At 64.6% G+C, this 17,590-nt stretch carries 18 protein-coding genes; 14 read left to right on the forward strand and 4 right to left on the reverse strand.

Annotated elements, in window-relative coordinates:
- From tolR to ftsH, 8 genes are all read left to right on the forward strand, one after another.
- Entirely contained in the window at nucleotides 1-456 is a 456-nt protein-coding gene (tolR, locus tag BLEFHOIH_RS20330; protein WP_088347864.1) for a protein TolR, read from the forward strand.
- 10 nt (nucleotides 457-466) lie between these two features.
- Nucleotides 467-1,534, forward strand: coding sequence for a hypothetical protein (locus BLEFHOIH_RS20335; protein WP_088347865.1), 1,068 nt, complete (start codon nucleotides 467-469; stop codon nucleotides 1,532-1,534).
- A gap of 580 nt (nucleotides 1,535-2,114) precedes the next feature.
- Nucleotides 2,115-3,422, forward strand: a complete 1,308-nt coding sequence (tolB, locus tag BLEFHOIH_RS20340) for a Tol-Pal system beta propeller repeat protein TolB (RefSeq protein WP_348626060.1) — start codon at nucleotides 2,115-2,117, stop codon at nucleotides 3,420-3,422.
- A 218-nt stretch (nucleotides 3,423-3,640) separates the two neighbouring features.
- A complete protein-coding gene (locus BLEFHOIH_RS26865; RefSeq protein ID WP_170937286.1) occupies nucleotides 3,641-3,778 on the forward strand; it encodes a hypothetical protein in 138 nt (45 codons plus the stop codon).
- A 243-nt stretch (nucleotides 3,779-4,021) separates the two neighbouring features.
- On the forward strand, nucleotides 4,022-4,537 hold the full coding sequence (pal, locus tag BLEFHOIH_RS20345) for a peptidoglycan-associated lipoprotein Pal (protein WP_088347867.1): 516 nt from the start codon (nucleotides 4,022-4,024) through the stop codon (nucleotides 4,535-4,537).
- A 328-nt stretch (nucleotides 4,538-4,865) separates the two neighbouring features.
- Entirely contained in the window at nucleotides 4,866-5,951 is a 1,086-nt protein-coding gene (gene ybgF, locus BLEFHOIH_RS20350) for a tol-pal system protein YbgF (RefSeq protein WP_170937287.1), read from the forward strand.
- Nucleotides 5,952-5,957: 6 nt separating this feature from the next.
- Nucleotides 5,958-7,310 (forward strand): tRNA lysidine(34) synthetase TilS, encoded by a 1,353-nt coding sequence (gene tilS / locus BLEFHOIH_RS20355; protein WP_088347869.1) that lies wholly within the window; start codon nucleotides 5,958-5,960, stop codon nucleotides 7,308-7,310.
- A 198-nt stretch (nucleotides 7,311-7,508) separates the two neighbouring features.
- Entirely contained in the window at nucleotides 7,509-9,440 is a 1,932-nt protein-coding gene (ftsH, locus tag BLEFHOIH_RS20360; protein WP_088347870.1) for an ATP-dependent zinc metalloprotease FtsH, read from the forward strand.
- A gap of 63 nt (nucleotides 9,441-9,503) precedes the next feature.
- Here ftsH and BLEFHOIH_RS20365 read toward each other — a convergent pair whose 3' ends face one another.
- Nucleotides 9,504-9,863: a flagellar biosynthesis regulator FlaF gene (locus BLEFHOIH_RS20365; RefSeq protein WP_088347871.1), complete on the reverse strand. Its 360-nt coding sequence runs from the start codon at nucleotides 9,861-9,863 to the stop codon at nucleotides 9,504-9,506.
- Between the two features lie 389 nt (nucleotides 9,864-10,252).
- Between BLEFHOIH_RS20365 and BLEFHOIH_RS20370 the strand changes: the two genes are divergently transcribed.
- The 4 genes from BLEFHOIH_RS20370 (at nucleotide 10,253) to BLEFHOIH_RS20380 (ending at nucleotide 12,099) form a co-directional block, all read left to right on the forward strand.
- Entirely contained in the window at nucleotides 10,253-10,546 is a 294-nt protein-coding gene (locus BLEFHOIH_RS20370; RefSeq protein ID WP_088347872.1) for a hypothetical protein, read from the forward strand.
- A gap of 77 nt (nucleotides 10,547-10,623) precedes the next feature.
- Nucleotides 10,624-11,067: a phasin family protein gene (locus BLEFHOIH_RS20375; RefSeq protein ID WP_088347873.1), complete on the forward strand. Its 444-nt coding sequence runs from the start codon at nucleotides 10,624-10,626 to the stop codon at nucleotides 11,065-11,067.
- Nucleotides 11,068-11,333: 266 nt separating this feature from the next.
- Complete coding sequence (locus BLEFHOIH_RS26410; RefSeq protein ID WP_125461835.1) at nucleotides 11,334-11,585, forward strand: hypothetical protein; 252 nt, start codon at nucleotides 11,334-11,336, stop codon at nucleotides 11,583-11,585.
- A 55-nt stretch (nucleotides 11,586-11,640) separates the two neighbouring features.
- Entirely contained in the window at nucleotides 11,641-12,099 is a 459-nt protein-coding gene (locus BLEFHOIH_RS20380; RefSeq protein ID WP_088347874.1) for a flavodoxin, read from the forward strand.
- A 28-nt stretch (nucleotides 12,100-12,127) separates the two neighbouring features.
- Here the strand turns inward: BLEFHOIH_RS20380 and BLEFHOIH_RS20385 are convergent, their stop codons facing one another.
- The 3 genes from BLEFHOIH_RS20385 to BLEFHOIH_RS26870 form a co-directional block, all read right to left on the reverse strand.
- Nucleotides 12,128-12,640, reverse strand: a complete 513-nt coding sequence (locus BLEFHOIH_RS20385) for a CAP family protein (protein ID WP_088347875.1) — start codon at nucleotides 12,638-12,640, stop codon at nucleotides 12,128-12,130.
- A 78-nt stretch (nucleotides 12,641-12,718) separates the two neighbouring features.
- Nucleotides 12,719-13,636, reverse strand: coding sequence for a disulfide bond formation protein B (locus BLEFHOIH_RS20390; RefSeq protein ID WP_088347876.1), 918 nt, complete (start codon nucleotides 13,634-13,636; stop codon nucleotides 12,719-12,721).
- A gap of 17 nt (nucleotides 13,637-13,653) precedes the next feature.
- On the reverse strand, nucleotides 13,654-13,812 hold the full coding sequence (locus BLEFHOIH_RS26870) for a DUF5993 family protein (protein ID WP_170937288.1): 159 nt from the start codon (nucleotides 13,810-13,812) through the stop codon (nucleotides 13,654-13,656).
- A gap of 739 nt (nucleotides 13,813-14,551) precedes the next feature.
- Here BLEFHOIH_RS26870 and dxs point away from each other — a divergent pair.
- Entirely contained in the window at nucleotides 14,552-16,534 is a 1,983-nt protein-coding gene (gene dxs, locus BLEFHOIH_RS20395; protein ID WP_088347945.1) for a 1-deoxy-D-xylulose-5-phosphate synthase, read from the forward strand.
- Between the two features lie 86 nt (nucleotides 16,535-16,620).
- The gene (ispH, locus tag BLEFHOIH_RS20400; RefSeq protein WP_088347877.1) at nucleotides 16,621-17,547 is read left to right on the forward strand and encodes a 4-hydroxy-3-methylbut-2-enyl diphosphate reductase; all 927 of its coding nucleotides are present in this window, start codon (nucleotides 16,621-16,623) and stop codon (nucleotides 17,545-17,547) included.
- Nucleotides 17,548-17,590: the final 43 nt, after the last annotated feature.

The following is a 17,590-nucleotide window of genomic DNA, read 5'->3' on the forward strand; positions in this document are numbered from 1 at the left end:
ATGGGCGCGGCACTGCAAGGGGGCGGATCGAAACGGGCGCGCGGCGGCAGGCGGGCGCGGCGGCAGCCGATGAGCGAGATCAACGTCACGCCTTTCGTCGACGTGATGCTGGTGCTGCTCATCATCTTCATGGTGACGGCGCCGCTGCTCACGGTCGGCGTGCCGATCGACCTGCCGAGCACCGAAGCCAACGCCTCGGCCCCGCAAACGCAGAAGGAGCCCCTCACATTCAGCGTCGGGCAAGATGGGCGGATTTATCTTCAGGAATCGGAAATCACTCTCGACGACATTGGTCCGAAGCTGACCGCCATCGCCAAGACGGGCCCCCAGGAGCTGATATTCATCCGGGGGGACGCGCAGGCCAATTACGGCCTGCTGATGAAGGTCATGGGGAAGATCAGCGCCGCGGGATTCCAGCACATCTCGCTGATAGCCGAGCCGACGCAACCTAAATGAGGCAAAATTCTTGCGGGCGAGTCTGCTGCTTTCTTTCGTGCTCCACGCCTTGCTGCTGGCCGCCGCGCTGGTCAGCTTCGGCGCGCACCAGCCGCTGAAGGAGACGCAGCCGATCTCGGTCGCGGTGGCGCCGCCATCTGCCGTCACCATGCTGAAGGCGGGCAAGCCGAACGAGGCGAGCGAAGAGACCGCGAGCCGTCCGCCGCCTGCCGAGAAGCAGCCCGCCAATGTCGTGCCGACCGCCGTCGAAATCCGGCCTCCCGCCGAGACGGTCGCCCAGAAGCAGGCCGCCCTGCTCCCGCCCAAGCCGAAGACCGCCGCGCCCGCCGACAGCGAGGCCAAGGCCGATAAACAGACGCCGCCGCCAAAGCCCGAGGCCCCGGCGGCCAATGCGGCAAAGCCCGCCGCAACGCCGCCCGCGCCCAAGCGCGTCGAGGCGCCCAAGCCCCGCCAGGAAGCGGCGGCCAAATCCGAAGCCAAGCCCAAGCCCGAGAAACACCCCGAGCCGAAGCCGCAAGCCCGGCCGCAACGCGACCGCATCGCCGAGCTCGCCGAACGGCCGGCGCCCGACGCCGAGGGCAAGGCGGAATTCGATCCGCAGCAGATCGCCGCCCTGCTCAACCGCGACCCGACCGCCGGACAGCGTCCGTCGCAGGACGGCCCCCGCGAGCCCTGGCGCAAGCCGAGTTCGCTGCAGGAGCAGGCGCTCGGCACCGCGCCCGAGCCGCTGCCCGACCGCGAATCGCATGGCGACCCCGCCGGCCGCGACGGCCGCATGAGCGCCAACGACATCGACGCCTTCCGCGCCCAGATCGCCCGCTGCTGGACCCCGCCTGTCGGCGGCCTCGGCGGCGACGCGATCATCGTCAAGCTGCGCATCGAGCTGAACCAGGACGGCACGCTCAGCCGTCCGCCGCAACTTGCCAACAGCTTTGATTCGCCCTTCTTCCGCCCCGCCGCCGACAGCGCCATGCGCGCCATCTTCCAATGCCAGCCCTACCGCATGCCGCCGGAAAAATACGGCCAATGGCGGGACATGCTGCTGAATTTCGACCCCAGCCGGATGTTCGGCGGATGAGGATGTTCGCCCAGGATTCAGCGCGACGCGACGCGGCCTGCCGTGAGGCGAGGATCGGATGAGAGCGGAACGCTCAACCCAAAGTCCGCAACCCCTCACCCGGCGCTCCGCGCCGACCTCTCCCCTGGGAGAGGTTAAGCGGAGTGCGCGCGGGCATCGGGGGATAGCACATGATTCACAACCCGCCGCAGCCGGACTCCCTCTCCCTGGGGAGAGGGTTGGGGTGAGGGGTTGGGGCCTTGGAAAAGGGCACGCCCCCCTCCGATGCACCTCTTCCTGTTCCTGCCGCTTATCCTGCCAAACTCACTCGCAGCAATCAGCCGCGACCTGTCTACTCCCCCAACTTCGCCCCCAGCCGGATCATCGGCTGATGAGAGACACCATGCCCCAGCACCATGCACAGCCGGACTCCCTCTCCCAGTGGGAGAGGGTGGGGGTGAGGGGTTACAAACTATCGGAGAGGCATTACCCGCTCACCCGGCGCTGCCGCGCCACCCTCTCCCCATGGGAGAGGGCAAAAAGGCCGGACTCGTCCCCGGCAGAGCCACCGAAGGGCGCGTCAGCGAAGCGCCTCACGACATTGTTCTTACTTGCAATTTTTGCCTTCCTTGCCATCCCCCCCTATCCCGCCGGCGCGGTGATGGAGGTCGACATCACCCAGGGCAATATCCGCCCCATCCCGATCGCCATCTCGCCCTTCCTCGCGGGCGCCAGCGGCCAGAGCGCGCAGCTCGCCGATGCCGTCACCGGCATTATCGCCGCCGACCTCGAGCGCTCCGGCCTGTTCAAGCCCATCGACCGCGCCGCCTTCCTCGAGCGCATCTACACCGTCGACGCCCCGCCGCGCTTCCGCGACTGGAGCGTCATCAACGCCGAAGCGCTCGCCGTCGGGCAGATCACCGATGCGGGCGGCGGCCAGATCAAGGCGCAGTTCCGGCTGTGGGACGTCTATTCGGGCCGCGAACTGACCGGCGAGTCCTTCACCACCTCATCGGACAATTGGCGCCGCATCGGCCATATCATCGCCGACGCCATCTATCAGCGGCTGACCGGCGAAAAGGCCTATTTCGACAGCCGCATCGCCTTCATCGAGGAGTCCGGCCCCAGGAACAAGCGCGTCAAACGCCTCGCGCTGATGGACCAGGACGGCCAGAATCTCCGCGTGCTGACCAAAGGCACGAGCCTCGTCCTGACGCCGCGCTTCAGCCCGAACAACCGCGAGATCACCTACACCTCCTATGAAGGCGGCCGCCCCAGCGTCATCCGCATGGACATCGCCTCGGGCCGCCAGGAAGTCGTCGCCAATTTCCCCGGCATGACCTTCGCGCCGCGCTTCTCGCCGCGCGGCGACCGCATCATCATGAGCCTGCAGCAGGACAGCGCCTCCAACCTGTTCGAAATGGATCTCGACTCCCGCCAGCTTCGCCGCCTGACGACGACGCAGGCCATCGACACCGGCCCCTGCTACTCGCCCGACGGCCGCCAGATCGTCTTCGAATCGGATCGCGCCGGCGGGCGGCAGCAGCTTTTCGTCATGAACGCCGATGGCAGCGGCCAGCGCCAGCTCACCGGCGGCGACGGGCGCTATTCGACGCCGGTCTGGTCGCCGCGCGGCGATCTCATCGCCTTCACCAAGCAGATCGGTGGGCAATTCCTGATCGGCGTCATCCAGCCGGACGGGCGCGGCGAGCGCATCCTGACCGAGGGCTACCACAATGAGGGGCCGAGCTGGTCGCCGAACGGACGTGTCCTGACCTTCTTCCGGGAGTCGCAAGGGGAGAGCGGCGGACCCCGGCTTTTCACCATCGATCTGACCGGCTACAACGAGCGCGTGCTGCCGACTTCGGCCTTCGCGTCGGACCCGTCCTGGTCCCCGCTCATGAAATAGGCAATTGGCGTATACTTACACTTTATCGTCAAATCCCCGGTCCGCCTTGTATAGCGGAGTGGGAACATCTGCGGATCGCCCTGATTCCTCGTGGCATTTTCGCATCATACACCTTGCAAAAAGTCACTCGAAACCCCCAGCCAGCTTGATAATTCATCCCCCGCTCGGCTAGCTACTGAGAGTGGCTTGCGGGCCGCTTAACCAGAGGAGAGAAGACCATGCAGGGTTTGAAGGGCGTCATCGTCGTTGCGACGATCATTGCTGCTGCCGCATCGCTCGGCGCATGCCGTAAGGAAGTTGGCGGCGAGCCGCTGAAGCTCGGCGCTGCCGACGTTTCCGTCGCCGTCGTCCGCTAAATCGCTTTGTAGCGAAGCGGGGCTTCAGGTCTTTGAAAACGCCGTGCGCCGGTATCTTTCGCTGGTGTCCACGGCGTTCTTCATCATGGGGGAGACCTGCCCTGCTCGCTGCTGCCTCCGCAAGTTGAGGCGCCTGCGCCTTTTGCACCACAAACTTGCAGCATCCCCATTTCCATAACCATTCATTAACCAGACGGGCCGCACTTTCCTAGCTCGGGTTTTCCCTGAGTTGAGGAGCGCACCATGTCCCGTTTTGCGGTCACGCGGACGATTGCCGGCCTTGCCGTTCTGCTGCTGCTGGCGGCCTGTTCGAGAGGCCAGCCGATGGCCGGGCTGAGCCCCGCCCAGACCAGTTCCGAAGGCGATAGCGGCCCGATCGTGCCGGGCTCCGCCCGCGAGTTTTCCGCACGGATCGGCGACACCGTCTATTTCACCACCGATCAGGTCGAGCTGAGCCCCGAAGCCCAGCAGATCCTCGCCGCCCAGGCGGCCTGGCTCAATCAGTACACGCAATATCGAGTCATCCTGGAAGGCCATGCCGACGAGCGCGGCACCCGCGAATACAATATCGGCCTTGGCGCGCAGCGCGCCGCCAATGCCAAGCATTTCCTCGCCGCCCGCGGCATCAGCCCGGACCGGATCAAGACCGTGTCTTACGGCAAGGAGCGCCCGGTTGCGGTCTGCGCCAATATTTCCTGCTGGTCGCAGAACCGCCGGGTCGTGACCGTGGTCAGCCAAGGGGGCGGCGCAGGGTATTAACCGTCGCCGCGGCCGTTAGAGCCGGGGCCTACCCTCCCCTCATATTGCCTCGGCAATTGCGGGGCGGCCAATGGGTCCGGGCTCACCGCTTCGCGGTGTCCGGCACGACGCCCGGGGGGAAGGCGAGGCAGTCAAATGCGCTGCACGATCGATCTCAATCTTGCCACCGACCCCACCAAAATCTCCCCACCTGGCCAAGCTCATCCGCCCGTTCCCTCGGGGCAATTGTGAAATCCCGGGGATGCGGGACGGCGGGACTGGCCCCGGACGGTCATCTTTGCTAAGAACGACCTCAATCCCATTCTCGAAGCGTAAATGTGAGAACGCAATGCGAAGGTCGTCCCTGCTCTTTGGCGCGCTCCTGCTGCTCGGAGCCGCACTCCCCCTGGCCGGCGCGCGCGCCCAGGATGCCGATACCGACAAGCGGCTGCAGCGCCTGGAGGAACAGATCGTCGATCTGAATGCCCAGCTCGGCACGGTGGCCACCATGTCTCAGGGCGGCGCCGGCGGCGGACCGCAGACCGGTCCGGGCGGCAGCTTCGGCGGCGGTGACACCTCCGATCTCGAGGCGCAGGTGCGCACCCTGTCCTCGCAGATGGGCGAGATCCTGCGCCGGCTGGACCAGATCGAGCGGCGCTCGGGCAGCCTTGCTCCCGGCCGTGGCTCCAACAGCGCGGCCCAGGCCGATCCGGACGAGGTCGATACCGAGCAGGGCACCGGCTTCAGCGTCGGCGGCGACAGCACGGCGAACCGGCCGCGCTCGGGCGGCAGCAGTGGCGGCAGCGCCGGCTTCAGCGGCCAGCGCAACATCACCGGCAATGAAAGCGCCGGCGGCTTCGGCACGACCGTCGAACCCGACACGTCCGGCAATGGCGGCGGCAAGAGCAGCGGCAGCAAAAGCCGCGGCGGCCTGAGCAGCCTGTTCGGCGGCTCGGACGACGAGCCGGCCGCATCCAGCCCGCCGCCCGCGACCAGCGCCGCGCCCGCAAGCAGCGGCAGCAGCCAGCCGGTGCGCACCGCCGCCCGCTCGACGCCGCAGGCGCAAGCCCTATACGACCGCGCCTATAACGCCCTGGTGCAGCGCAATTACCGCGCCGCCTCGGACGGCTTCGAGGAATTCGTGCGGACCAATTCGAACGACCCGCTGGCCGGCTCGGCCTATTTCTGGCTCGGCGAGGCCGCTTTCACCAGCGGCGAATACCGCAAGGCCGCCGACAGCTTCCTGAAGAGCTCGACCAACTATCCGCAGAACGAGAAGGCCGCCGAAAGCCTGCTCAAGCTGGGCATTTCGCTGAAGCGGCTCGGCGAGAACCAGGCCGCCTGCTCGTCCTTCGCCGAACTGGCCCGCCGCTTCCCGAGCGCGACGCCGGTCCTGCAACGCGCAGAGAAGGAAAAGAGCCGCGCCCAATGCTGATCCGAGATGACCGCCGCTGATGACGACCCTGGCGCCGAAAGGCCGCCGCCCTTCGGCCACGATGAATTACAGGCGCTTTTCGGCGGCTTCCGATTTTACCCGCATCTCGCGCTCGCGGTCTCCGGCGGCGCCGACAGCATCGCTTTGATGCACCTGACCCGCGCCTGGCTCGATCTGCCGCGCGAGACTTCTCCGACAATCACCGTGCTGACCGTCGATCACCGGCTCCGCGCCGCATCCGCCGCCGAGGCGGATTGGGTCGCGCAGCAGGCCGCGAGCGCTGGCTTTACCCACGCGACCCTGGGCTGGGATGGCGACAAGCCCAAGACCGGGCTGCAAGCGGCAGCGCGCGCGGCGCGCTACGCCCTGCTGACCAACTATTGCCGCGAACACGGGATCGAAGCCTTCGCCACCGCCCACACAGCCGACGATCAGGCCGAAACGCTGCTCATGCGGCTGGCGCGCGGCAGCGGCGTGGACGGTCTGGCAGGCATGGCGGCCGCATCGCGGCGCGGGGGGCTTGCGCTGCTGCGCCCTTTGCTCGGCATCTCCCGCGCGAGACTGGAAGCCTTCCTCCGGGAAAGAAGACTCCCCTGGATCGAAGATCCCAGCAATGCCGATGACCGGTTCGAGCGGGTTCGCGTCCGCCGTCTGCTGAAGGCTGGGGACATGCTCGGCCTGTCGCGCGGCAAGCTGGCGCTGTCGGCCCGGCGCCTTGGACGCGCCCGCGATGCCTTGGAGACGGCGACCGCCGATTTCCTGGCGGCCAATCTCACTCTGCACGATGCCGGCTTCGGCGAGATCCCGCTCGCGGCGCTTCAGGCGACGCCCGAAGAGATCGCCTTGCGATCCATCGCCCGCATGATGCACGCTTTCGGCGGCGCGGCGCGGGCGCCGCAGCTTGCCAAGATCGAAGCCTGCTGGCGCGAACTCCAAGCAGCAGGCACCCCCATGGCGACACTCGGCGGCTGTCACCTCCGCCCGCGTGGCCGGAACTTGATGGTCGCGCGGGAATTCGGCCGAATGGAACCGCAAAACATCGCCGCGACGCCCGGCCGGCCGGTGCTCTGGGACGGCCGTTTCGAGGTCATCGCCCCCGCCTCCGATGCCGCGCTCACCATCCGCCCGATCGGCCGCGCCGGCATCGGCTCCGTAAAGACCGCAGGCGGCAGCTTCCCGGCCATTCCCGCGATCGCCGCCGAAACCCTGCCTTCGCTGTGGACGGGCGAGGCCCTCCGCTTCGCCCCCTTCGCCCAATTCCAGCCGCGCCAGCCTGCAAACTGGCTGCCGGACGCCTCTGCACGCTTCCAAAACGCGCCGATCTTGTTCGCGCGTCCGTTCCGCCATACCACCTGTTAAACCTATCTTGTCGCGCACCCATATAAGCTTGCGGCAGGCCTCATCACACACGGATTAACGACGCCTTACCTCCTGTCTTGGAAAACCCCTTAGCGCCGCTTATTTAGATTGTGCAGACATCGATCCGGAACTTGAGTTAGTGTAAGCCGATGGCTCCAGCCCCCGCAAACTCCCGGGTCTCATGCGTAGAAGGAAATCATGAACTCCAATTTCCGTAATTTCGCGATCTGGATCATCATCGGTCTTCTCCTGGTCGCGCTGTTCAACCTGTTCCAGAATCCGGGGCAGCGCGCGCGGGCCAATGAGATCACCTATTCCCAGTTCCTGGGCGAGGTTGAGAGCCAAAATATCCGTTCGGTGGTCATCGCGGGGAACAACCTCAGCGGCAAATTCGCCGATGGCCGCACCTTCCAGACCGTCGCGCCCAACGACCCGCAACTGGTCGAGCGGCTGCACACCAAAGGCGTCGGCATCTCCGTGAAGCCGAATGAGGACGATGTCCCCTCCATCGTCAGCGTGCTGGTCTCCTGGTTCCCGATGCTGCTGCTGATCGCCGTCTGGGTGTTCTTCATGCGCCAGATGCAGTCGGGCGGCGGCCGCGCCATGGGTTTCGGCAAGTCCAAGGCCAAGCTTTTGACCGAACGCCAGGGCCGCGTCACCTTTGACGATGTCGCCGGCGTCGACGAAGCCAAGGACGATCTGCAGGAGATCGTGGAGTTCCTGCGCGATCCCCAAAAATTCCAGCGCCTCGGCGGACGTATCCCGCGCGGCGCACTGCTGGTCGGACCTCCCGGCACCGGTAAGACGCTGCTCGCCCGCGCCATCGCCGGAGAAGCGAACGTGCCGTTCTTCACCATTTCGGGTTCCGACTTCGTGGAAATGTTCGTCGGCGTCGGCGCAAGCCGTGTCCGCGACATGTTCGATCAGGCCAAGAAGAACGCGCCTTGCATCATCTTCATCGACGAAATCGACGCCGTGGGCCGTCATCGCGGCGCCGGTCTCGGTGGCGGCAATGACGAGCGCGAGCAGACCTTGAACCAGCTTCTGGTCGAGATGGACGGCTTCGAGTCGAATGAGGGCATCATCCTCGTCGCGGCGACCAACCGCCCGGATGTTCTCGACCCGGCGCTCTTGCGTCCCGGCCGCTTCGACCGTCAGGTGGTGGTACCCCGCCCGGATGTCGTCGGCCGCGAGCGCATCCTGAAGGTGCATGTGCGCAAGGTGCCGCTGGCTCCCGATGTCGATCTGCGCACCATCGCGCGCGGCACGCCGGGCTTCTCCGGTGCCGACCTCGCCAATATCGTCAACGAGGCGGCTCTGCTGGCCGCGCGGCGCTCCAAGCGGATCGTCACGCAAGCCGAGTTCGAGGACGCCAAGGACAAGGTCATGATGGGCGCGGAACGCCGCTCCATGGCCATGACCGACGAGGAAAAGCGCCTCACCGCCTATCATGAAGGCGGCCATGCCCTGGTTGCCATGAAGGTGATCGGTTCCGATCCCGTGCACAAGGCGACCATCATCCCGCGCGGACGCGCGCTCGGCATGGTGATGCGTCTGCCGGAGCGCGACCAGCTCTCCTACACCCGCGAAAAGCTCAAGGCCGACATCTGCGTCGCCATGGGCGGCCGGGTCGCGGAGGAGATGGTCTTCGGCTACGAGAAAGTGACGTCGGGCGCCTCGATGGACATCAAGATGGCGACGACGCTCGCCCGCGCGATGGTCACGCAGTTCGGCATGTCGGACAAGCTCGGGCCGCTCGCCTATGGCGACAATGAGGAAGAGGTGTTCCTCGGCCATTCGGTGACGCGGACGCAGAACCTCTCGGACGACACGCAGAAGCTGGTCGACCAGGAGATCCACAGCATCGTCGATACCGGCTATGCCAATGCCCGCCGCATCATCGAGGAGAATATCGACGAGCTGCATACGCTCGCCAAGGGCCTGCTCGAATATGAGACGCTGTCGGGCGTCGAGATCATCGATCTGCTGAAGGGCAAGCCGCCGCAGCGCGAATTCACCGCCAAGGACGACAAGGGCGGGCGCCCGTCCTCCGCCGTCCCGGCTTCGGGCAAGGGCCGTCCCGCTCCCGAGCCGGATACGGGCGGATTGGAGCCGGCGCCGCAGACTTAGGCTCGGCCAGACCGATCGAGATTGCAAATCAGCCGCGCCGGTTCATCCCGGCGCGGTTTTTGTTTATGGCTCGCGCTGCTCCATGCCCCGTGCGATGAGCTGCGAAACCTCGATCAGGGCCTGGAAATTGGCCGGACGGCCGATCCCCACCGCCTCCGCTTCCTGCACGATCCAGCGGCCGACCGCGATCAGCTCGGCGCTCTCAGGCCTGGCCAGGTCATGGCCCGGCCGGGCCAGATCGTCGATGCGCAGCGTCCACAATTCGCGCACCAGATGGGCGGCCTCGATCGCTTCCGGCGAGCCGCTGCCTTCGGCCATCGCGGCCCGCAGCCGCTCGATGGAATGTTCGATGGCGATCCGCTCGCGCTGGCGCGCGGTCGGCGGGTTGGCGTCGAAGACTTCGGCGTAAGAGAACCGATACATGCTTTCTTCTCACGAGCGAGGGCACAGAAAATCACGGTCCTCCCAGTCAAAAGCCTGGCTTACGCCTGGCGATGCTTCGAAAGGGGGGACCGCTTCGAGATGTCGATCATGGGGATGATGCTGGCGTCAGTAGAGCAGAAGCAACTTGCGCGGGGCTTGAGCCGATCGCTTCCGCGCTGACGGCGACGGGTGAAGCGGGTGTTCGGGGTCTGACACCAACACACTGCGCGATCCTCATCGCCAGGACCGTGACAGCGCCGCCCGAATAGGGCGGAAACGGAACATTTGCTCCCGCCCACCGTTCGAGAGATGCCGCGTCTATCGCATTGACCCGGCGTGACGGCAGCCGGAAGGCGCCGCACCCGCGCCGAACCTGATTGGCGGACCCCATGAACACGGCAAATCTGCAATTGCAAGGGATGCTGCTGGCTCTTGCCTCCCTGCTTGAAGCAATGAAGCGCAAGGGCCTGATGACGCAGGCAGAAATCGAAACTGCATTGTATAATGCGGAAGCCGAGGTCAGCGTCGACACGATGCGGCCGCCGGAGCTGAGCCCCGCCAATGTGGACGCCATCTGCTTTCCTATTCGCTTTTTGCGGGTGGCGACGGGTAAGGCGGGCCAGCAAACCTTCGCCGAGATCGCCACGGGCGTCGGCCGGACCAAGCCGGGCCGCTGCTGCTAATGCCGGCGGATATGGCGAGCGCGGAACATCCGCGCACGGAGACGGTTTTCCGTAATCCATTACAGGAGTGAGTTGTCATGCCAGCGAAGCAGCCCCTGCCGCCCGATATGCCGGGTGAGACCATGGTGGAGGCCCAGCGCGCCGCCCTGGACATGGCGGCTAAGCTCAGCGCCCTCGCCTTCAAATATGCGCTGGAGCTCAACAAGATCGGTTTCGAACTCTGGCAGAAGCAGATCCGGCATTATGCCGGCCTTCCCGACCGGCTGGCGGCGCCGAAATCGCCCAAGGAAGTCGTCGTAGTCCATGCCGAGCTGATCGAGAAGACGGCGCGCGATTACGAAGACGGCGTCATGCAGATCGCCAATGCAGGCCAGGAGATGGCCCGCGAGACGGCGCAAACGCTGGACGAAGGACGGGAAGCCGCCGCAGCCCTGCTCGACGACGCGCCCCCGGCCCGTCCGCACAAACCCGCTCAGCGTCCGCGCGCCAGCGGTGGCAGCCGGGGCAGGACCGCGCGCTGAAGCTTCGCCCAAATGGTCTATGCCGCAATTTAACCATCTTTCGCGGGCTGGGCCGGGCTCTGGGCCTTTTGTTGTGTGAGCACAAGAGCTTGGTGGAATTTTAGCAAATAAACCCTATATTAAGGGCAGCGTTCGGCTGCGCGCACGCAGGAGTGCCGCCCTCAAGTCGGGGAAGCGGCGTGGTTTTCATGGTGTCGGCGCGGCATTTCGTCCGGTGTCGTCGTTGGGGGGCCTGAATTTTCGGTAGGGATGCATAGGAGTAGACCATGTCGTCACGAGGCATATCGACTGATGAAATTCGGCGCAGAGCCCAGCAGCGCACCGACAAGGCGGAAAAACGCCGGGCCGACGCTGTCAAATCGATGAACGCCCAGGATGGCAAGCGCGCGGCAATTCAGCTGAAGACTGCCAAGCTCCGGGCACTGCGCTTAGCCAAGGAAGCCGCCGAAGCGGCCAAGGTGGCTGAAAAGCCTGCGGCTAAGCCGCGCAAGAGCCGCAGCACCGCCGCCTCCAGCTAGGGACGACAATCCCACCCGCCTTGATTGATGCCGAGCCCCGCGTGATCCGGCGCCGATGACCGAAAAGACTCTGCTCATCGTCGCCCACGCGCCTTCCGCGAACACCGTTCGCCTGCGCGATGCCGTGGCGGAGGGGGCGCGGTATGATGGGATTTCGGCCCGTTGCCTCTCCCCTTTCGACGCCGGCCCCACCGATGTTCTCGCGGCACAGGCGATCCTTCTTTTCACCCCGGAAAATCTCGGCGGCATGAGCGGCGCTCTGAAGGATTTCTTCGACCGCAGCTACTATCCCTGCCTGGAGCGGACCCAGGGCCTGCCCTACGCCCTGTGCGTCCGTGCCGGCCATGACGGCACCGGCACCCGGCGCGGGGTTGAAGCCATCGTGACCGGCCTGCGCTGGCGCGCGGTGAGCGAGCCGCTGATCTGCCGAGGCGATTTCCGCGAGACGTTTGTCGATGAGTGCCGCGAATTGGGGACGCTGATGGCGGCAGGGCTCGAAGCTGGGTTTTTTTGAATGGACGCAGCCGTTCCCTGGGGGCCGCCTATTTGCAGCGCTTTGGCACGTTCTGCGGATATTTGCCGGCCCAGTTCCCCGTCGGACCGTAACGGCAAACCCAAAGCCGGATGGCTCCGAAATAGCATTGGGCGACCCCGCAGCCGATCTGCTTGGTTTCCTTCCACACCATCTGCGTGAAATGGGCGGTCGAGGCGGCAAAACCGGGCTTGCCGTAATCGTAGACGTCGACCTCCTTGTACCAGGCATCGACGGCGCTGCTGGCGGTGCGATCGCCGCCCCAGGCGATATTCTCGCCGATATGACCCCGGCTTTTGTCGTGCGCGATCCAGCATTTCTCCGCCCAGCGCTGCGCCGCCGCCGCCAGTTCGGCCGACCAGGTCAGCGCGGGCACGCAATGCTGTGCGCGGTAGCTGTTATGCAGGCTAAGAATGGCCGTCTGCTCGGCCGGCGTAACCGTCTCGGCGGAGGCCGGTGATAGCAGCAGAGGCAGCGACAATGCCGCCGCCAGCGCGGTGAGCCAGAAGCGGCCGAATATCATGACAATCCCTGCCCTGGTTGAACCCTTTGAGCCAACCCAATAGCGGCGACCCGTGGCGATGTCCAGGCAGCGGCGCCCTTAAAAGACGGTGAAATCGCCATAAGCGCGGAAGGAGACGAACGTGTAGGTGTCCTTCACGCCCGGAATGCCATGGATGAAAGTCTGAACATAGGCGGCGATTTCATCGACATCGTTGAAGCTGGCTTTGACGAGGAGATCGTATCGGCCGGTGGTCGAATAGACCTCCGCTTGCGCCGGGCTCTTGTCGACGATGATGTTGCCGACGGAATCCGCGGCGCCCAAATCGCATTTCACCATGACGAACAGCGTTTTCATCGTCGCCTCCTGATCGCTCCTGCTGGCCGTTTTAGGACCAATCAACCATGTAGGCACGGCCGTTCGCGTTACAATCATAATCTGGGGCCGAACAGCGCGCCACGAAGGCTCAGACGGCTCGGACAGCAATCGATAGGCAACCGGATTGTCCGGACAGGCGGCAAAGCCGCATTCCACCAGCACGCTGGCGCAATTTAGCAGCGTGACGCCGATCACCAGCCACACCGCCATCTTCTCGATCGGGCGCAAAATAGGGGCCGAGGGCGCGGGTTCGAATTGCCGATCGAAAAGCAGCATGACCGCGGCGGCAAGGATGGCTGCGGCGAAGCAGAGGAAAGCCCAACTGTAATAATGCAGGCCGAGGAGCGAAGATCCATAGCCCGGGTCGCCCGGCAGAATATGCAGGAAGACCTGCCGCGCCGCGATCGTCGCGCCGAAGAGGGCGGCGATGATGACCAGCCCGTAATGGCGGGGGCACGGCCCATGGCGCAAAGTCAGGATCGGGCCGAAGGCGAGAGCGGCGAAGGCGACCCGCTGCAACAGGCAGAGCGGACACGGCAGCTCGCCGAGAGCGAGCTGAAAATAGAACGCCGCCAGCAGGATGGCCGCGATGGCGTAGAGCGCCAGGGCATTCATGCTGATGGCGAAGCTGCGTGTCATGGCACCGCGATCCCGGGTCAGAACGATAAGGTCAGGACGTCGGTCGCATGGTGCCGATAGAGGGCGGCGATACCGACCATGCCGATGGAGAATACCCAGAGGGCGACGCGCTCGCGGCCCCAGAAGGCCAAACACAAGGCGATCGTGAACACGAGAAAGAGGACTGCGAACTCCATGGCCTTGACCGATCGGCGGATCGTCTCGCGCTGATTAGAAGGGTCAGCCTATACTGAGCTTCGTTGATGATCTCGCCGCGCTTTGCGGACAATCCACCGCACACCGTCGGCCCCCGGCATGCCGCTGATGTGCGGCCCGCAATAATCAAGCCCGAGCGTACACCTGCCGTGTCGCGCGTCTCAGGGGCGCATCCGGCCGATCAACCCAGCGTATCAATGCTGACGGGTGACATTGCCAATCCGCGCGCCCATGCCCATGTTTTCAAACGAAGGCTGGCTATTCATTGGGCAGTTAGCCAGCGTCTCATTCCCTAACACCGGTCCCCCTGGAGGCATTGCGGAAAAACGGCACAGATTGGTGGATGGGAGGCGCCGCCCGCCGCTCCATCCAGCCAGAAAGCCTGCCCCACTTATCGTATTGGCGCGGGCGCTTATGAACAAAGCCAAGAAACAGTCGGCCATCGGACTGCACGCTTCGTTAAAGCATTGCCCATAATATAATCGAATGCGCGATCTCGGTGAGACCGCTTGGTAAAATTGTCAAAATGGACATGAAACTTTGACCGTTTTTCTTGGGTTTAGTTAGAGATATCGGCTGCGGAGAGAAAAACACCGTATCCGTTGCCCATCCTCCCAAAATCCGGGAACCGGCGGCTAAGTCCGATTGTTATAACACTATCATCGTTGGATGGGGCGCTACGTGGCTGTCCTGGCCCGCGTTGTGACTGGGGAGTTCCTGATGCTCGATTCAATCCAGGAGCCGGCGGATCTTCGCGCTCTGAAGGAAAGCGACTTGAAGCAACTCGCGGAAGAGTTGCGGACCGAAATGATCAGTGCAGTCGCGGTAACCGGGGGCCATCTCGGCGCCGGCCTCGGCGTCGTCGAACTGACGGTGGCGCTGCATTATGTGTTCGACACGCCTAACGACAAGCTGATTTGGGACGTCGGCCATCAAGCCTATCCGCACAAGATTCTAACCGGCCGCCGCGACCGGATCCGTACGCTGCGCCAAGGTGGTGGTCTCTCGGGCTTCACCAAGCGCGCCGAGAGCGAATACGATCCGTTCGGCGCGGCGCACGCCTCGACGTCGATTTCCGCCGGGCTCGGCATGGCGGTGGCCCGCGATCTCGAAGGGCAGAACCACAATGTGGTCTGCGTCATCGGCGACGGCGCGATGAGCGCTGGCATGGCTTATGAGGCGCTGAACAATGCCGGCGAAATGGGCAAGCGCCTGATCGTCATCCTCAACGACAACAACATGTCGATCGCCCGCCCCGTCGGCGCCTTCAGCGCCTATCTGGCGCGGCTGACCTCGAGCGGCCCTTATCTCTATATCCGCGACATCGCCAAGCAGCTCGCCAAGCGCCTGCCCAAGGGCTGGGAGGAGCGGGCGGTGCGCGCCGAGGAATATACGCGCAATTTCTGGTCCGGCGGCACACTGTTCGAGGAGCTGGGCTTCTATTATGTCGGACCGATCGACGGGCATAATCTCGACCATCTGCTGCCCGTGCTGAAGAATGTGCGCGATGCCAGGAACGGCCCGATCCTCGTCCACGTCGTGACGCAAAAGGGTAAGGGCTACGTGCCCGCCGAAAATTCCGCCGACAAATATCACGGCGTCACCGCCTTCGACGTCTCGACCGGCGCCCAGATCAAGGCGAAGGCCAAGGCCCCCTCCTATACGAAGGTTTTCGCCGAAAGCCTGGTCAAGGAAGCAGCGAAGGACCCGCGCATCGTCGCGGTGACGGCGGCCATGCCGTCCGGCACCGGGCTGGATATTTTCGGCCGCGCCTATCCGGACCGCATGTTCGATGTCGGCATCGCCGAGCAGCACGCCGTCACCTTCGCGGCGGGCCTGGCGGCGGAAGGCTACAAGCCGTTCGCGGCGATCTACTCGACCTTCCTGCAGCGCGCCTACGACCAGATCGTGCATGACGTGGCGATTCAGAAACTGCCCGTGCGCTTCGCCATCGACCGCGCCGGCCTCGTAGGGGCCGACGGTCCCACCCATGCCGGTTCGTTCGACATCGCCTATCTCGGCTGCCTGCCGAGCATGGTGGTGATGGCCGCCGCCGACGAGACGGATCTGGTGCATATGGTCGCGACCGCCGCCGCCTATGACGAAGGCCCCATCGCATTCCGCTATCCCCGCGGCGAAGGGGTCGGCGGCGTCCTTCCGGAAATCGGAATGCCGCTCGAGATCGGCAAAGGCCGGATCATCCGCGAAGGCAGCCGTGTGGCGCTGCTCTCGCTCGGCACCCGGCTCGGCGAATGTCTCGCCGCCGCCGACGCCCTGGAGGCGCAGGGCATATCAACGACCGTCGCCGATGCGCGCTTCGCCAAGCCGCTCGACCACGAGCTGATCACCCGGCTGGCCCGCGAGCACGAGGCGATCGTGACGATCGAGGAAGGCTCGGTCGGCGGTTTCGGCGCGCATGTGCTGCATTTCCTGGCGGAAAAGGGCCTGCTCGACCGCGGGCTGAAGCTCAGGATCCTCGTCCTGCCGGACATCTTCATCGACCAGGACGAAACCGAGCGCATGTATGCCTGCGCCGGGCTCGACGTCGCCGGCATCAACGCCGCTGTCATCGATGCTCTGGGGAAAGACTGGATGCGCCGGCGTGGAAGAGTTGTGAAAAACGGCCGTTCGGGGCAAAGGGCCGTATCCGCCCTATTTGCTCATAAGGCTCGAAAAGTGCAGGATCGCGGGCGGGTGACTTAACATTCGGTTTGCAATCCGGGTTTGACGGTATAAGACGGGTTTATCTTGGGAAGCTGGGCCTTTGGCCCAGCTAATGGATTTTGATTATGCGCGTTATTCTTGCTCAGCCTCGGGGATTTTGTGCGGGCGTCGTCCGTGCGATCGAGATCGTCGAGCGGGCACTCGAGAAGTACCAGGCTCCTGTTTATGTGCGCCATGAGATCGTGCATAACCAGCATGTCGTCGAATCCCTGAAAGCCAAGGGCGCCCGCTTCGTCGACGAGATTTCCGAGATCCCGGCCAATGCCGTGACCATCTTCAGCGCACATGGTGTCGCCCGCGCCGTCCAGGACGAGGCCGCCGCGCGCGACCTGCCGGTGCTCGACGCCACCTGCCCGCTGGTCACCAAGGTCCACAACCAGGGCAAGCGCTACATCGCGCAAGGCCGGGCGCTGATCCTGATCGGCCATGCCGGCCATCCGGAAGTCGAGGGAACCATTGGGCAAATCCCAGGCAAGGTGCATCTGGTGCAGACCGAGGCCGATGTGGATCTGCTCGACATCCCGCCGGATGCCCCGGCCGCCTATGTGACGCAGACCACGCTCAGCGTCGACGATACGCGCGGCGTCATCGAGGCGTTGCAGCGGCGCTTTACCGATATTATCGGTCCCGAGATCCGGGACATCTGCTACGCCACCCAGAACCGGCAAACGGCGGTGCGCGAGCTCAGTCAGGTCGTCGATGTGATCCTGGTGGTCGGCGCCAAGAACAGTTCCAACTCGAACCGCCTGCGCGAAGTCGGCGCCGAGGCAGGCATTCCGAGCTATCTCATTGCAAATGGAAGCGAACTTGACCCCGACTGGGTTAGGGATGCACAGTCAGTCGGGATTACGGCGGGCGCATCGGCGCCTGAAGTTCTGGTCGAAGACGTGATCGAGGCGTTGCGGCGAATTGCCCCGGTCGAAGTTTCCACGCTGGCGGGCCGCGAAGAAAACATCCAGTTCCGGTTACCGTCAGAACTGACGCAAGCTTGATATGGTCAATGTCGCAATCGGTGGCATAAGTTTGAAAAATAAA

The sequence above is a fragment of the Rhodomicrobium sp. R_RK_3 genome (assembly GCF_002198715.1).
Lineage (GTDB): Bacteria > Pseudomonadota > Alphaproteobacteria > Rhizobiales > Rhodomicrobiaceae > R-RK-3.

Bases quoted from the DNA above. Each gene is read 5' to 3' on its own strand.
- tolR (WP_088347864.1), top strand. From the start codon at position 1: ATGGGCGCGGCACTGCAAGGGGGCGGATCGAAACGGGCGCGCGGCGGC.
- BLEFHOIH_RS26865 (WP_170937286.1), top strand. From the start codon at position 3,641: ATGCAGGGTTTGAAGGGCGTCATCGTCGTTGCGACGATCATTGCTGCT.
- pal (WP_088347867.1), top strand. From the start codon at position 4,022: ATGTCCCGTTTTGCGGTCACGCGGACGATTGCCGGCCTTGCCGTTCTG.
- ybgF (WP_170937287.1), top strand. From the start codon at position 4,866: ATGCGAAGGTCGTCCCTGCTCTTTGGCGCGCTCCTGCTGCTCGGAGCC.
- tilS (WP_088347869.1), top strand. From the start codon at position 5,958: ATGACCGCCGCTGATGACGACCCTGGCGCCGAAAGGCCGCCGCCCTTC.
- ftsH (WP_088347870.1), top strand. From the start codon at position 7,509: ATGAACTCCAATTTCCGTAATTTCGCGATCTGGATCATCATCGGTCTT.
- BLEFHOIH_RS20365 (WP_088347871.1), bottom strand. From the start codon at position 9,863: ATGTATCGGTTCTCTTACGCCGAAGTCTTCGACGCCAACCCGCCGACC.
- BLEFHOIH_RS20370 (WP_088347872.1), top strand. From the start codon at position 10,253: ATGAACACGGCAAATCTGCAATTGCAAGGGATGCTGCTGGCTCTTGCC.
- BLEFHOIH_RS20375 (WP_088347873.1), top strand. From the start codon at position 10,624: ATGCCAGCGAAGCAGCCCCTGCCGCCCGATATGCCGGGTGAGACCATG.
- BLEFHOIH_RS26410 (WP_125461835.1), top strand. From the start codon at position 11,334: ATGTCGTCACGAGGCATATCGACTGATGAAATTCGGCGCAGAGCCCAG.
- BLEFHOIH_RS20380 (WP_088347874.1), top strand. From the start codon at position 11,641: ATGACCGAAAAGACTCTGCTCATCGTCGCCCACGCGCCTTCCGCGAAC.
- BLEFHOIH_RS20385 (WP_088347875.1), bottom strand. From the start codon at position 12,640: ATGATATTCGGCCGCTTCTGGCTCACCGCGCTGGCGGCGGCATTGTCG.
- BLEFHOIH_RS20390 (WP_088347876.1), bottom strand. From the start codon at position 13,636: ATGACACGCAGCTTCGCCATCAGCATGAATGCCCTGGCGCTCTACGCC.
- BLEFHOIH_RS26870 (WP_170937288.1), bottom strand. From the start codon at position 13,812: ATGGAGTTCGCAGTCCTCTTTCTCGTGTTCACGATCGCCTTGTGTTTG.
- dxs (WP_088347945.1), top strand. From the start codon at position 14,552: ATGCTCGATTCAATCCAGGAGCCGGCGGATCTTCGCGCTCTGAAGGAA.
- ispH (WP_088347877.1), top strand. From the start codon at position 16,621: ATGCGCGTTATTCTTGCTCAGCCTCGGGGATTTTGTGCGGGCGTCGTC.